Origin of the sequence: Parageobacillus thermoglucosidasius (assembly GCF_001295365.1) — a bacterium.
Lineage (GTDB): Bacteria > Bacillota > Bacilli > Bacillales > Anoxybacillaceae > Parageobacillus > Parageobacillus thermoglucosidasius.
The window spans coordinates 1-13,121 of the sequence record NZ_CP012712.1 but is presented as its reverse complement, the minus strand read 5'-3'; the positions used below and the strand labels follow the sequence as shown (position 1 = coordinate 13,121).

The 13,121-nt window shown below is 42.5% G+C and carries 10 protein-coding genes, 2 pseudogenes and 1 CRISPR repeat array; of the genes and pseudogenes, 7 read left to right on the top strand and 5 right to left on the bottom strand.

Going from position 1 to position 13,121, the window contains the following annotated elements:
- The first annotated feature begins 100 nt into the window (after window positions 1–100).
- Window positions 101–1,450, top strand: coding sequence for a glucose-6-phosphate isomerase (locus AOT13_RS00055; RefSeq protein WP_003248364.1), 1,350 nt, complete (start codon window positions 101–103; stop codon window positions 1,448–1,450).
- Between the two features lie 443 nt (window positions 1,451–1,893).
- Window positions 1,894–3,184: direct repeats of the CRISPR family, unit length 30 nt; unit sequence GTTTCAATTCCTTATAGGTAAGATACAAAC.
- Window positions 3,185–3,448: 264 nt separating this feature from the next.
- Complete coding sequence (locus tag AOT13_RS00050; protein ID WP_003248366.1) at window positions 3,449–3,853, top strand: YugN-like family protein; 405 nt, start codon at window positions 3,449–3,451, stop codon at window positions 3,851–3,853.
- Here the strand turns inward: AOT13_RS00050 and AOT13_RS00045 are convergent.
- Window positions 3,850–4,845 carry a potassium channel family protein gene (locus AOT13_RS00045; protein WP_003248367.1) on the bottom strand — a complete coding sequence of 332 codons (996 nt, stop codon included), beginning with the start codon at window positions 4,843–4,845 and terminating at the stop codon, window positions 3,850–3,852. The genes AOT13_RS00050 and AOT13_RS00045 overlap by 4 nt on opposite strands.
- Window positions 4,846–4,972: 127 nt before the next feature.
- On the opposite strand from AOT13_RS00045, the gene AOT13_RS00040 reads away from it, so the two are divergent.
- Window positions 4,973–5,158, top strand: a complete 186-nt coding sequence (locus tag AOT13_RS00040; protein ID WP_013400090.1) for an H-type small acid-soluble spore protein — start codon at window positions 4,973–4,975, stop codon at window positions 5,156–5,158.
- Between the two features lie 274 nt (window positions 5,159–5,432).
- On the top strand, window positions 5,433–6,716 hold the full coding sequence (locus tag AOT13_RS00035; RefSeq protein ID WP_042385161.1) for a purine/pyrimidine permease: 1,284 nt from the start codon (window positions 5,433–5,435) through the stop codon (window positions 6,714–6,716).
- A gap of 5 nt (window positions 6,717–6,721) precedes the next feature.
- Here AOT13_RS00035 and AOT13_RS00030 read toward each other — a convergent pair whose 3' ends face one another.
- Window positions 6,722–7,900, bottom strand: coding sequence for an MFS transporter (locus tag AOT13_RS00030; RefSeq protein ID WP_013400092.1), 1,179 nt, complete (start codon window positions 7,898–7,900; stop codon window positions 6,722–6,724).
- Window positions 7,901–7,999: 99 nt separating this feature from the next.
- Between AOT13_RS00030 and AOT13_RS00025 the strand changes: the two genes are divergently transcribed.
- Window positions 8,000–8,488 (top strand): GNAT family N-acetyltransferase, encoded by a 489-nt coding sequence (locus AOT13_RS00025; protein WP_013400093.1) that lies wholly within the window; start codon window positions 8,000–8,002, stop codon window positions 8,486–8,488.
- Window positions 8,489–8,548: 60 nt separating this feature from the next.
- Window positions 8,549–8,806: a hypothetical protein gene (locus tag AOT13_RS00020; protein WP_013400094.1), complete on the top strand. Its 258-nt coding sequence runs from the start codon at window positions 8,549–8,551 to the stop codon at window positions 8,804–8,806.
- Window positions 8,807–9,066: 260 nt separating this feature from the next.
- Here the strand turns inward: AOT13_RS00020 and AOT13_RS20845 are convergent, their stop codons facing one another.
- Together AOT13_RS20845 and AOT13_RS20840 are read right to left on the bottom strand one after the other, a co-directional pair.
- Window positions 9,067–9,621: a thermonuclease family protein gene (locus AOT13_RS20845; RefSeq protein ID WP_232511548.1), complete on the bottom strand. Its 555-nt coding sequence runs from the start codon at window positions 9,619–9,621 to the stop codon at window positions 9,067–9,069.
- Window positions 9,622–9,628: 7 nt separating this feature from the next.
- Window positions 9,629–9,871, bottom strand: coding sequence for a hypothetical protein (locus tag AOT13_RS20840; RefSeq protein ID WP_232511547.1), 243 nt, complete (start codon window positions 9,869–9,871; stop codon window positions 9,629–9,631).
- A 1,358-nt stretch (window positions 9,872–11,229) separates the two neighbouring features.
- Here AOT13_RS20840 and AOT13_RS00010 point away from each other — a divergent pair.
- A pseudogene (locus tag AOT13_RS00010) lies at window positions 11,230–11,996 on the top strand (N-acetylmuramoyl-L-alanine amidase).
- A gap of 148 nt (window positions 11,997–12,144) precedes the next feature.
- On the opposite strand, the pseudogene AOT13_RS00005 reads toward AOT13_RS00010, so the two are convergent.
- Window positions 12,145–13,119, bottom strand: a pseudogene (locus tag AOT13_RS00005) (aldehyde dehydrogenase family protein); the annotation flags it as partial.
- Window positions 13,120–13,121: the final 2 nt, after the last annotated feature.

Here is a 13,121-nt window from a genome sequence, read left to right as displayed (position 1 = left end):
AAATGAATCCGTTTACATAACGGGGCACGACTTGATTCTGTCCCATTGTTTCGCTAAAGTGTAAGAGGGGAAGAACATTTTTGTTTGGAGGATCGAGCGTATGACACATATTCGTTTTGATTATTCAAAAGCATTGGCGTTTTTTGGCGAACATGAACTTACGTATTTGCGCGATGCGGTGAAAGTTGCTCATCATTCCCTTCACGAGAAAACAGGCGTAGGCAATGATTTTTTGGGCTGGATCGATTTGCCGGTGAATTATGATAAAGAAGAATTTGCCCGCATTCAAAAAGCAGCCGCAAAAATTCAAGCAGATTCCGATGTGCTGTTAGTAATTGGAATCGGCGGTTCATATTTAGGGGCGCGCGCAGCGATCGAGATGCTCCATCATTCGTTTTATAACGCGCTTTCGAAAGAAAAACGCCGCACGCCGCAAATCATTTTCGTTGGCAATAACATTAGCTCGACATATATGAAAGATGTTATGGATTTGCTGGAAGGCAAAGATTTCTCCATTAACGTTATTTCAAAATCGGGAACGACGACAGAGCCGGCTATTGCGTTCCGTATTTTCCGCAAACTGTTGGAAGAAAAATACGGGAAAGAAGAAGCACGCAAACGGATTTACGCGACGACGGACCGGGCGCGTGGCGCGTTAAAAACATTGGCGACGGCAGAAGGATATGAAACATTCATCATTCCGGACGATGTCGGCGGCCGTTATTCTGTGTTAACGGCAGTAGGGCTTCTGCCAATTGCCGTAAGCGGCGCAAACATCGAAGAAATGATGAAAGGAGCGGCGCAAGCACGCGAAGACTTCAGCAACTCTGAACTGGAAGAAAACGCTGCTTATCAATATGCAGCGATCCGCAACATTTTGTATAACAAAGGAAAAACCATTGAGCTGCTGATCAACTATGAACCTGCACTGCAATATTTTGCGGAATGGTGGAAGCAGTTGTTTGGCGAAAGTGAAGGCAAGGATCAAAAAGGGATTTTCCCGGCATCGGCGAACTTCTCGACAGATCTTCATTCATTGGGACAATACATCCAAGAAGGGCGCCGCGATTTGTTTGAAACGGTATTGAAAGTCGAAAAACCGCGCCATGAGTTAGTCATCGAAGCAGAGGAAAACGATTTAGACGGATTGAATTATTTGGCAGGAAAAACGGTTGATTTTGTCAATACGAAGGCATTTGAAGGAACGCTTCTCGCCCATACGGATGGCGGTGTGCCGAATTTAGTGATCACCCTTCCAGAATTAAATGAATATACGTTTGGTTACCTCGTCTATTTCTTTGAAAAAGCTTGCGCAATGAGCGGTTACTTATTAGGGGTAAATCCATTTGACCAACCAGGCGTAGAAGCGTATAAAGTCAATATGTTTGCCCTCCTTGGCAAACCAGGATACGAAGAGAAAAAAGCGGAACTGGAAAAACGCTTGAAATAACAGAACGGATTTTCGGAGTGCATCATGCACTCCGTTTTTTGCATGCGAAGACATTACTTGCCACCGGTTGCTTATCAAAAAATCCCTTCCGCTGCGGGAAGGGATTTTTATCTTATTTGTAAAAAAAGTAATTTTGCTGTGTTTTTGTCTCAGGCATCTGTGTTTCGCGCTTATCGTAGCAAATTTTCGCTGACACCCACGGTAATATGCAATAAGAATGGCTTGCTCAATAAAAAACAAGATTCACCGAGGTTTTAAGTTTTGCAATATAAACCGTGGCAGCAAAGGTAGCAACAATGCAGCTGCACACCTGTTTTGCTCCTCATAATAAGATACAAACTGAATTGCGTATCGGAAGGCAGCCGGAGTAAGTGTTTCAATTTTTCATAAGCGAAGGCACAAACGAAAAAACCTAAGAGATAAGAGAAGAGAACGATCTCTTAGGTTTTAATCCTTATAGGTAAGATGCAAACTGCTTGCAGATTGGCAGCCAGACATTACTGAGTTTAGTTTCAATTCCTTATAGGTAAGATACAAACCTCGTCCGCCAAAAGAATGCGAATCGGCCGGCTTGAGTTTCAATTCCTTATAGGTAAGATACAAACGGCGTTCGCTGTGCCTATAAGGCGTTCGCTGCGCCTGGTTTCAATTCCTTATAGGTAAGATACAAACAAGCCAATGAGGATAGAGCGATTTTGGCAGAAGTCAGTTTCAATTCCTTATAGGTAAGATACAAACCTTTTTTAACTTTCTCTTCACGCCAAGGTGCTTCAGTTTCAATTCCTTATAGGTAAGATACAAACAAATGACCGTGTTCTTTTCTCATATCTCGAAACGTGAGTTTCAATTCCTTATAGGTAAGATACAAACACATGCCTTGCCACCTAATTGCTTGACTAATTACTTCGTTTCAATTCCTTATAGGTAAGATACAAACGATGAGAGCGTCGCGTTCTAAAGAAGGTGCTTTCATGTTTCAATTCCTTATAGGTAAGATACAAACACAACAGCTGCTCAACTCGAAATAACAAAAAATAGTGGTTTCAATTCCTTATAGGTAAGATACAAACATCATGGTCGAGTGCAATTACTCAATGGATATTCTGTTTCAATTCCTTATAGGTAAGATACAAACGAGAGCCGGAATAGCAAAGAAATCATTTCTTCGACGGAGTTTCAATTCCTTATAGGTAAGATACAAACTTCATCCAGTTATTACTCCTTTCATTTGTGTTCCAGAGTTTCAATTCCTTATAGGTAAGATACAAACACCGAGGAGGTGACGATTTAATGGCGTTTGAAAGCGGTTTCAATTCCTTATAGGTAAGATACAAACATCACCGCAGCTTTCCAGTCGCATATCATTTCAATGTTTCAATTCCTTATAGGTAAGATACAAACTGAAATCCTGATATAGTTAGAGTCATCCCATTTGAAGGTTTCAATTCCTTATAGGTAAGATACAAACGAGATACCACCAAGCTGATCTAATTCAGGGGCCGTCGAGTTTCAATTCCTTATAGGTAAGATACAAACGAGGCTGTTCTTGAAACAAAAGCGCCGGAATGTGAAAGTTTCAATTCCTTATAGGTAAGATACAAACTTGAGGGTCAAGGGAGTGCGCGACAGCGCCACCCAAGTTTCAATTCCTTATAGGTAAGATACAAACGACAAGTGAAATGAACGACTTGACGCTGGATGAAGGTTTCAATTCCTTATAGGTAAGATACAAACCCCAAAAAGCGTTGGTATATCAGCTTTTTCGAAAGCAGCTATGTTTAGTATAGTTGGTTTTGAAAATTTCGTCAATATGCGGCGGTGCTGATGGAAGTTGGGAAAAGCAGCAAAAGGGAATGTCGTCGATCCCTTGGGTTTTCTGCGCTATTCCAGGTCGACGACATTGACAGTGTGGGGGCATTATGTAGCAGGCAATATTCCATAACAATCATATAAAGAGCGCGAATAGGGAAACATAGGTGAAAAAGGAGGTTGTTTGCGATGATCGAAATTCCATCACAGTTGGAAGGGAAAACGTTTCCTCTATTTCAATTGGAGCAATTGTTAAAGCCGCTTGGTTATACCATTGGCGGAAATTGGGATTATGATCATGGTTCATTTGATTATAAAATTGCCGATGAAGCGGGATATCAATTTTTGCGCGTTCCATTCGAAGCAATTGACGGGCAGCTTGATTCCCACGGAACCACTGTCAAGCTCGGCAGGCCGTTTTTACTGTCGCACAAGTATCAAAGCGGAGTGGATGACCATGCTTATGCAGGAAATTTTGGCGCGGCTTTTAACCAGTTTTCGGAGCCGCAGGACCCTGATGCGGCGGTTTCGGAAAAATATATTAACGTTGGAAAAGCGCTCGTCAAAGATTTAGAAAATCGCCTGATCGATTAAGGCGTGATTACGAACAGACGGTCTCCCTTTTCGATCAAAAAATGCGGAGAAGGGTTTATATATCCTTCTTCTTCTCTCATAACGCCGATTAAAATCATTCGTTTGTCTAATAACATTTCGCTGCTTTCCAAAAACGTTTTTCCGATGAGCGGGCCTTCTGCAGCGATCAGTTGCAGTTTTTTGCCGTGAAGTTGGTGCAGCAATTCTATGATCGCTTTGGATACGCCCGGTGATTGAAGGCTGTTTGCCATCGTGAAGCTTGCCAGCAAATTGGTTTGAATCACTTCATCCGCACCGGCTCGTTTTGCGTTATTCACGTTCTGTTCTGTTAATATTTCCACAATCGCGTATATGGATGGATGAATGCCTTTGACAGCCAGCAATGTTAAAATAGAGTCTTTGTCTGCGTCTGCTTCGCTTTTGTGCTGATTAGCCGTTATCAAAATCATTTGCGCTTCGGTGGCGTTCGCTTTATGAAGCACATCGTCATAGCTAGGATTTCCTTTTATAAAATGAACGTTTTTAAAAGGAACCGGAAGCTCATTTAAAGTGGCATCAATAATAACGCATCGGACAGGAGGGGTATATTCCGAAAGTTTTGCTATTACTTCGCGAGCCCGTTCGTTCCATCCAACAATGATGATATGCCCTTTCTGCATATAACGGAGCTGCCCATTTGACAGTGCTGACTCTTTGGCGACAGCCGCCGCTGATAATGACGCGAAATAAGTCGTGATGACTCCCGTTCCTAGCAAAATGAGAGAAATGGCGACGATTTTCCCAGCAACCGTTTTTGGCACCATATCGCCATAGCCGATGGTAGCGGCTGTCACGATTGCCCACCATATGCCGTCGAACACATGCCGGAACGTCGCTGGTTCGACGAAATGAATCAATGTTCCAAAAATGACAATCATGATCGTCCCGATGATAAGCAAACGCATAAAGACAGGAAGACGCAAATACGATATGAACACATCCCAATTTTTCATCAGTTTCCTCCATATACAGGCTGTTTTGCGAAGTCACTATTTGCATTTTTGCCTATTTTTTGCATAAAAATTCTTTCCCGTTTCATACTACATCATGATAAATACAACAAAAGAGAGGGATGTGAACATGGATATAAATCGGGTAAAACAAATTGTTTCATCTCCTGCAGATATTCCGGTTTATTACAATGGAGTATCTGTTTGGATTGATGATTATAATGAGCAAGAAGAAACAGCCACAATTCATTTGCGTGACGGGCATCTGCGCGAACAGCGGGAAGTGCCTGTAGAGGAGCTTACAGAGAAACAATAGAGAACACATATGGGAAAAACGCCGCTTTTCAGGCGTTTTTATTTTTCCGTTTCTGCAAAGCCGATAATGGCATGGCAATATGACAGATATGATGCAAGGACAAATAAAAAGATGGATCTGGCATTAAGTTGATCGTTTAGTTTCCAACATTCGCCGTTTAATAAGCAAGCAGGGAGATGCGGCTGTTTGAAAACAAATGTTTTCTCATCGATGCGGCATTATGGTATCCTTTTCCTCAGGAGAATGCTATTCTATATGGAAAGGGTTATAGCTCGTGAGGCAAGTTATTTCCTCCCTGCAATGGTTTTTATTCATTATATCGGGAAGCATTGTCGTGCCGGTGACAGTAGCTTCTTTGTACCAGCTTGAAACGGCGGACGCGATGGCGTTTATTTCGCGGACATTTTTTGTGTTAGCGGTCGCTGGATTGTTGCAAACCGCTTTTGGTCATCGTCTCCCTCTCAATGAAGGGCCTGCCGGAATTTGGTGGGGGATTTTTATTTTGTACGCAAGCTTTGGGGTCGCGTTATACGGTACCCGTGCGGAAACGCTTCGTGTCCTTGAAAGTGCGCTGATCATGAGCGGAATTTTGTTTATGTTATTGAGTTTGCTTGGAATTGTAGACCGTCTTGCCCGTCTGTTCACTCCGACGGTAACCGGGACGTATTTGCTTCTTCTTGCGGTGCAGCTGAGCGGATCGTTTTTAAAAGGATTGCTTGGAGTGGATGAGACAGGAAAAGTCTCTATCGTTGTCGCAGCGCTGTCGACGATCATTATTTTTTTGTCGCTATGGATGACCAATCATCCTGTTTTACGGCAGTTCAGCATTATTGTCAGCATGATCACCGGCTGGATATTGTTCCGTTTGTTTGGATTTGCCCCTTCCATCCATTGGACGGAAAAGTGGTTTGAATTTCCTAAATGGTTTGCGTTCGGGCCGCCGCGTTGGGAATGGGGCATCGTTCCTACCGCCTTTTTTGTTACGCTTTTGCTTTTAACGAATATGTTAGCAAGCGTGAAAGTAGTGGAAAGTGTCATGAAAGCAGAGAAAGCAAATGCCGGGAATCCTTCTCCGAAGCGGGCTGGTTTCATGATGGGAATCAGCCATATGATTAGCGGGGTGCTGGCGGCGATCGGTTCCGTTCCGATATCTGGAGCGGCGTCGTTTATTGCCACAAGCAAAATTACGAAGCGGCTTCCTTTTGTCATTGCTTGCGTTCTCATTATGCTGATGAGTTTGTTCATGCCGGCGGTATCTTTGTTTACCGCTATGCCTGCCGCGGTAGGATATGCCGCTATTTTCCCGATGTTTGCTGGAATGATTACGCTTGGATTGAAAGAATTAGAGCAAAACGGTGGATGGAAAGAGCGGGCGGAACAAGTAAGCCTGCCGCTATTTACAGGAATCGGAGTGATGTTTGTGCCTTCTGAAGCGTTCGCTCCGCTGCCGCCGGTGATTGCTTCGGTGGCGAGCAACGGATTGATCGTTGGCACGCTGCTGTCCATTTTGCTGGAAGCAGTGGCAGGAAAAAAAGGGGCTACTTCTGCATCGAAGTAGCGTTGTTATATAGAAGAGGTTGGACGATTCATAAACATGACGCGCGCGGTTAACCAAAGCGAGAAGAAAAAGAATCCGATATCAGTGAATCCGTATACGAGAGCATATCCTCCTAACGAGAATAGCAAACTTCCGATCATTGGTCCCAAAGCCATTCCCATGTAGCGGAAAAAGTTATATACCCCGATGGCGGTAGAACGGTTCGCTTGAAACACGTACGTTAACAAAGTCGTCTGCACCGGCAAGGATGTTCCTAAAAATAAGCCAAACAGCATGATAGATATAAGCAGCAATGAAATGGAAATATGCGAAACGATCAGAAACAGCAAAATGGACGCGACATTTAAATATGATGTTGCCAAAATGATATGGCGCTCTTGCCAATGCCCTTGAATGCGTCCCCCGATAAAACTTCCAATGACGATCATGCATGACATCGCCAAATAGGCGATTCCTTTTTCTTCCGCAGACAAACCGTATCGTTCAGTTAAAATGCTGGGAAGAAAAACGAGAAAATTATACATAGCGTAATATTGAATAAATCCTAATAAAATAATCGATGAGCCTGTTCGGTGACGAAGGATCGGGATAAAATCGCGAAGCCGGAATGTTTTTGCCAATTGTTTTTCCGGTTTTGTTTCTTGGAGAAAAATAAAGTTTCCGACCCAGATAAGCAATCCTGCCAAAACGAGAACGAGAAAGACGGAATGGAAGTTAAACCTGCCGCCAAGAAACCCGCCGACGATCGGGCCGGCAACCGGCCCGAGAGAAACCATCATTTGAAAAGTGCCCATCGCTTTTCCGCGTGCTTTCCCCTCGAATAAATCCCCGATGACGGTTGCGGCAACTACCGACCCAGCGGCGATTCCGATCGCTTGCAAAGCCCGAAAGACAAGAAGGACATAAATCGAGTTGGAAAAAAAGCAGCCAAGCGATGCGGTTATGTAAAGGAAAACTCCGAAGAGCAACACGTTGCGCCGCCCTTTTGTGTCCGTTAAAGGCCCGTATACCATTTGCATCAGTGCCAAGAAAAAAGTAAAAATCGAAATCGTTAAATTCACTAAAAAAGAAGAAGTTCCAAAATCTTTTGTTACTTCTGGTAAAATAGGGGTGTAAATCGTCTGTGTAAATGGGCCGAGAAACGCGGCAAGCGAGACGAGATAAACGATAGCAGTGCGATTCATTACGACCTCTCTCCTTTCCTGTCATATATGTAAATGATTATACTCCCTCGTATATTGTTTTAGTAAGCAAAACGCACATGGTGAAAAGGTGGAGATAAGATGATTCGGAATGCAAACATTGAAGACTTGCCAGCAATTGTTCAAATATATAACGAAACGATTCCGTCAAGAATGGTAACGGCAGATCTTGAACCAGTGACCGTTGAAAGCAGGAAAGCGTGGTTTTTCAATCATGATCCGCATACGCGTCCGCTGTGGGTCGTAGAGCTGGATGGGCATGTGCGCGCATGGCTTAGTTTCCAATCGTTTTATGGGCGGCCGGCGTATCGCCATACGGCGGAAATCAGCATTTACATTTCCGGAGCGTATCGGGGAAAAGGAATCGGCAAACAGCTCTTGCAAAAAGCGGTGGAGGAAGCGCCTAGCTTGGATATCAAAACTCTTTTAGGGTTTATTTTTGCGCATAATGAGCCTAGTTTGCGGCTTTTTATGCGCTTTGGTTTTGAAACATGGGGACATCTTCCTAAAGTTGCCGAACTAGACGGGATCGAGCGGGATTTGCTCATTGTTGGCAAAAGAATGGTATAGAATGAGGAGAATAGGATAATCGTAATAAATGGACAACATCGATAGAAAGAGGGAAGCAAAATGAACGTGATGCCGATTCGTTTATTCACGATTCAAGACGGGGAAGGGTTTGTCGCAGACGCGTTTCAATGTCCGGTGACAGGCAATTTAATTTACAAATCATCAGGAACACCTTCTGTGATCGCATACAATGCATTAACGGAAGAACAAATACAATATTTAGAAAAATATGGATTTCGGCGGATGAACGGCGCTTCGGCTGCGGCCGCGTCATCTCCCGGCTCTTCCACGCTGGAGGAGTTATTGCCAGAGCAATAAAAAGAAAAGAGCTGATCGTTTTTTTTGGATCAGCTCTTTTTCAATGTTTAAGATTGTGATGGGGGAAACACACTTTATCATTTTTGTCCGCAGATGCAAGAGAAGGGGAATGGTTATAAGTTTATTTTCGACTTAAAAAGTAGAAAAAGGCAACGATAAATGCAAATACAAGCAAGTAAAAGACAGGACGTTCCGTGTTGGAATCAGAAGTTTCTTTTGCGGTTGTTTCCTGATCCGCTTGCTGGTTTTTCTGTTCATTATCAGGCGACGGAATGTCTGGTTTTTGGCCTTCGCTTTTTTGTTTGCTGATCGGCTGAATTCATTTTTGACGATGATGCCCCGTACATTCCTGCGCCGGCTTGTTTCGCTTCATCCATTGCCTTGCGAATGCGGTCTTCGTATTTATAATCCCCGTAATCATAAAAATCTTCCACTAACCCCGCTTTCGCAATTTCTTCCTGCAGCAGTTTATCTCCTACCCAGACCCATGCTAATAATCGGCGATATTTGTCAAAAAGCGTGCTTCCATCTGTTTCTAATGTAATATCCCCGCGGCTTAATCGGGAACAAGTAAACCGGCTTGCTTCTTTTCCATATGGTTCAACTTGTATTGTGCTTTCAGGAGTGTCGATGAAAAGAAAGCGGGTGGTATATTCCCGTCCATTGACCATAAACCTCGCCGTATCTCCGTCAATGCATGTCACCAGTTTTGCAGGATATTTTTGGCCTAATTGCAATGAAGAGGATTGGTTCGTGGACTGTTTCGGTGAAGACGCGGCGGAAGAAGATGTTCCGCCCAGCGTATGTCCTTGCAAATCAATTTTATCCCAGTGTCAACTGTCGCACACATTCGGAATTGCTGTTGTATTTTTTTATTAGCTGGGCTAGCGCCGCCTTATCTTTTGCTTGCATTGCAATCGGTGTTGGTTCATGCAATAAATACGTACAATCGGATTTGCGGAAATGCCCGCCAAGTTTATCGAGCGCACCCGGATGTGCAAAACTATTTCCCGGAAAAATCGCTGTGGATACTATTATGGCTAGCGCGCTAACGAATTTCTTCATGATTCCGTCCTCCTTCAATGAATGGCGCGAGATATGCGGCAATATGTATGGATGATCGCTGCTTTCTTCACTTAAAATTATGCAAGCAAAAAAGAAAAACCTTGCTGCGCAAGGATTTTCCGGCGTAAGGGTGATATTGCACGATTCATGATTGTACTGTATAACAAGACAAAAAGCAATGGATCAATAACAACGAAAAGCTTATTAAGTTATGATAGAAAAAATTAACAAAATTATTATATTGACAGGGAGACTTATGAACAAAAACAATCCTATATAGTGCTTAGATTTGGCCCGTTTTTTGCTATAGCAAAATACTCCACACCTAAATTAATGATTGTAATAAATAAAACAGAGATGGCAAAAAGCAAAACTTTTTCCTTAAACATGCTTGTGAAAAGAGGGGAAAAGATAATTAGAAAAGTGAGTTGCTGAAAAGTTCCTCGAGCAAAAATGGTGACTTTTCTGCCCAGAATGTTTTAAAGCCACTTTTATACATCTATATCCTCCTTACTATCGTAAGTAACCAGCCAACACTAGCTCCTAACCAGGCCGCAGCAACACCGGTTCCTAATTGCCCAGCCAGCTGATTCCGGCAAGAGCCATAAGACAAGTGAACTAACATGAGCGAAACCTTGTTTATCATTTTGCCTTCATAATATAAAACAACTTGTCGGCTTTATCGATTTTTTTTATCACTAGCAAATTTCGTTCAAAAACTTCAAAGGCCAGTCAGGCAGCGGACAGAGAGGGTTAATTCCTTATAGGGAGATACAAATGATTTTGGTTCTAAAACTCTTGTTGATCGGGTGAATCGGTTTCAATTCCTTATAGGTAAGATACAAACTGAACAGGCAAACGGAGAAAGCCTTGAGGTTGAAATGTTTCAATTCCTCATAGGTAAGATACAAACTCTAACTCTGACGTATGCGGAGAATATGCAGGATATGTTTCAATTCCTCATAGGTAAGATACAAACCCAAAAAAAATATTGATGTATCAGCATTTTTCTGAAATGTTACATAAAGTATACGCTATTAAGAAAATTGTGTCAATATATGGGAATGATGAAGATTCCTAAGGAAAAAGGGAATAAGAACTGTCGTCGATCCCTTGGGTTTTCTGCATGATCGGAGGTCGACGGCATTTATTATATTTAGGAATGCAATGTTTTAGGAAAGAATGTGCAAAAATCCCCTTTCCTATATTTATTCGCGAGAGGGCATGCCACGAACGGAAATAAGTTGCCTGTTAGGTAGGTGGCTTTTTCTTTTTTACGGTGGTGATTCAAATGCACAAGCTTTTTATACAGGCACGTCCAGCGAACAAACATAAATTATTTATGGAGGTGAGGAGAAATGGTAAAAATCTTTATTGATCCAGGACATGGCGGAGCAGATCCCGGAGCAATTGGAAATGGGTTGCAGGAAAAAAATGTGACACTTCAAATTGCTGTGCGGATTCGAGATATCCTGTTAGCTGAATATGATAATGTTTCGATCCGAATGAGCCGTATTGGTGATCAAACGGTCAGTTTAACAGAACGGACAGCTGCAGCTAATACATGGGGAGCCGATTTTTATCTTTCCATCCATGTTAATTCTGGCGGAGGAACTGGATATGAAGATTATGTTTATCCAGGTGTCGGGTCCCCGACAACAACCTACCAAAAAAATATTCACGAAGAGATTATAAAGCTGGTGGATTTTTTGGATCGCGGAATGAAACAAGCAAATTTCTTTGTTTTAAGAGAAACTAACATGCCTGCAGTTCTCACCGAAAAATGGCTTTATTGATAATGCAAACGATGCACCGAAACTGAAAAAGCAGTTCATTTATTGAGAACATTGCCCGCGGCCATGTCAATGGTATCGTTCGGTCTTTTGGATTGCCGAAAAAAAGCGCAGGAACGCTTTACAAAGTGCAGATTGGCGCTTTTAGAGTGAAAACAAATGCAGATCATTTAGCGGCAAAAGCAAAGGCAAAGGGATTCAATGTATATGTCATTTATAAAGATGGACTATATAAAGTGCAAATTGGTGCGTTCGCCAATCTTGAAAACGCGAAACAACTGGCAGAAAAAGCAAAAGCTGCAGGATTTGAAGCGATAATTATCCAGGAATAATATGTTTTAAAAGCCCTTCTCATCGGAGAAGGGCTGGGCTTTTTGCATTATCGACAAGCTGACAGAAAAAGTTCTAACCCGTTATGTATCAAACGAGTTATGAACGATTTGCTTACTTAGTGAACGATGGGTACCAGATTTATCATGATTACGAATATGGGTATTTTCTCGGTGTATGTTGAATGGAAATCCATTTAACAGTTGTAAACGCATCTAAGCTCCATGAGCCGTTGAGTCGTCCTAATCCTGAATTTTTTTCTCCGCCAAATGCAACTATTGGTTCATCATTGATGGTTCCGTCGTTAATATGAATCATACCAGTTTCAATCTGTTTCGCCATCTCCGCGCCGCGTTCAATATTGGATGTATGGATGGCGCCGCTTAAGCCAAAATCGCTGTTGTTGGCATACTCAATTGCTTGTTGGTCATTTTCAACTTTCATAATGCATACAACTGGGCCAAAAAGCTCTTCTTTGGCAATCGTCATATCCGGCGTAACATCGGTAAATATGACGGGTTCTACAATATTTCCCTTCACTTCTCCTTTTAAAATAGGGGTTGCGCCTTCTTTTATGCCTGTTTCAATAAGGTTGATAATCATTTGAACTTGTCTTTCATTCATCAACGGTCCAATAATCGTCTCAGGGTCTCGTGGATCGCCGCATTTCAAACTAGCTACTTTACGTACATATTTTGTTAAAAATTCATCATATACTTTTTCATGAACGATAATTCGATTCGCTGACATACAAATTTGGCCTTGATGTGTAAAACGGCTGAAAACCGCTGCACTGACAGCAAGATCAATATCGGCATCATCCAGGACAATCAGTGCACTATTTCCTCCAAGCTCCAATGAGACTTTTTTCAAATGACGTCCGGCAACTTCACCGATATGTTTTCCAACTTTACTTGAACCTGTAAATGAAATAACCTTTGGAATTGGATGTTCAATGAATCCGTCGCCAATTTCCTCAATTTCAGTTATAACAACATTTAGCAGACCTTTTGGCAGACCTGCTTCTTCAAAAATTTTGGCAATGAGCGTTCCACCGGTGATAGGCGTATGCTCATGTGGCTTTAGCACAACACCGTTTCCTGCTCCTAATGCGGGAGCGACCGATT

Coding starts and splice junctions, on each gene's coding strand:
- AOT13_RS00055 (WP_003248364.1), top strand. CDS start 101: ATGACACATATTCGTTTTGATTATTCAAAAGCATTGGCGTTTTTTGGC.
- AOT13_RS20840 (WP_232511547.1), bottom strand. CDS start 9,871: ATGAAGAAATTCGTTAGCGCGCTAGCCATAATAGTATCCACAGCGATT.
- AOT13_RS00025 (WP_013400093.1), top strand. CDS start 8,000: ATGATTCGGAATGCAAACATTGAAGACTTGCCAGCAATTGTTCAAATA.
- AOT13_RS00030 (WP_013400092.1), bottom strand. CDS start 7,900: ATGAATCGCACTGCTATCGTTTATCTCGTCTCGCTTGCCGCGTTTCTC.
- AOT13_RS00040 (WP_013400090.1), top strand. CDS start 4,973: ATGGATATAAATCGGGTAAAACAAATTGTTTCATCTCCTGCAGATATT.
- AOT13_RS00045 (WP_003248367.1), bottom strand. CDS start 4,845: ATGAAAAATTGGGATGTGTTCATATCGTATTTGCGTCTTCCTGTCTTT.
- AOT13_RS00050 (WP_003248366.1), top strand. CDS start 3,449: ATGATCGAAATTCCATCACAGTTGGAAGGGAAAACGTTTCCTCTATTT.
- AOT13_RS00020 (WP_013400094.1), top strand. CDS start 8,549: ATGAACGTGATGCCGATTCGTTTATTCACGATTCAAGACGGGGAAGGG.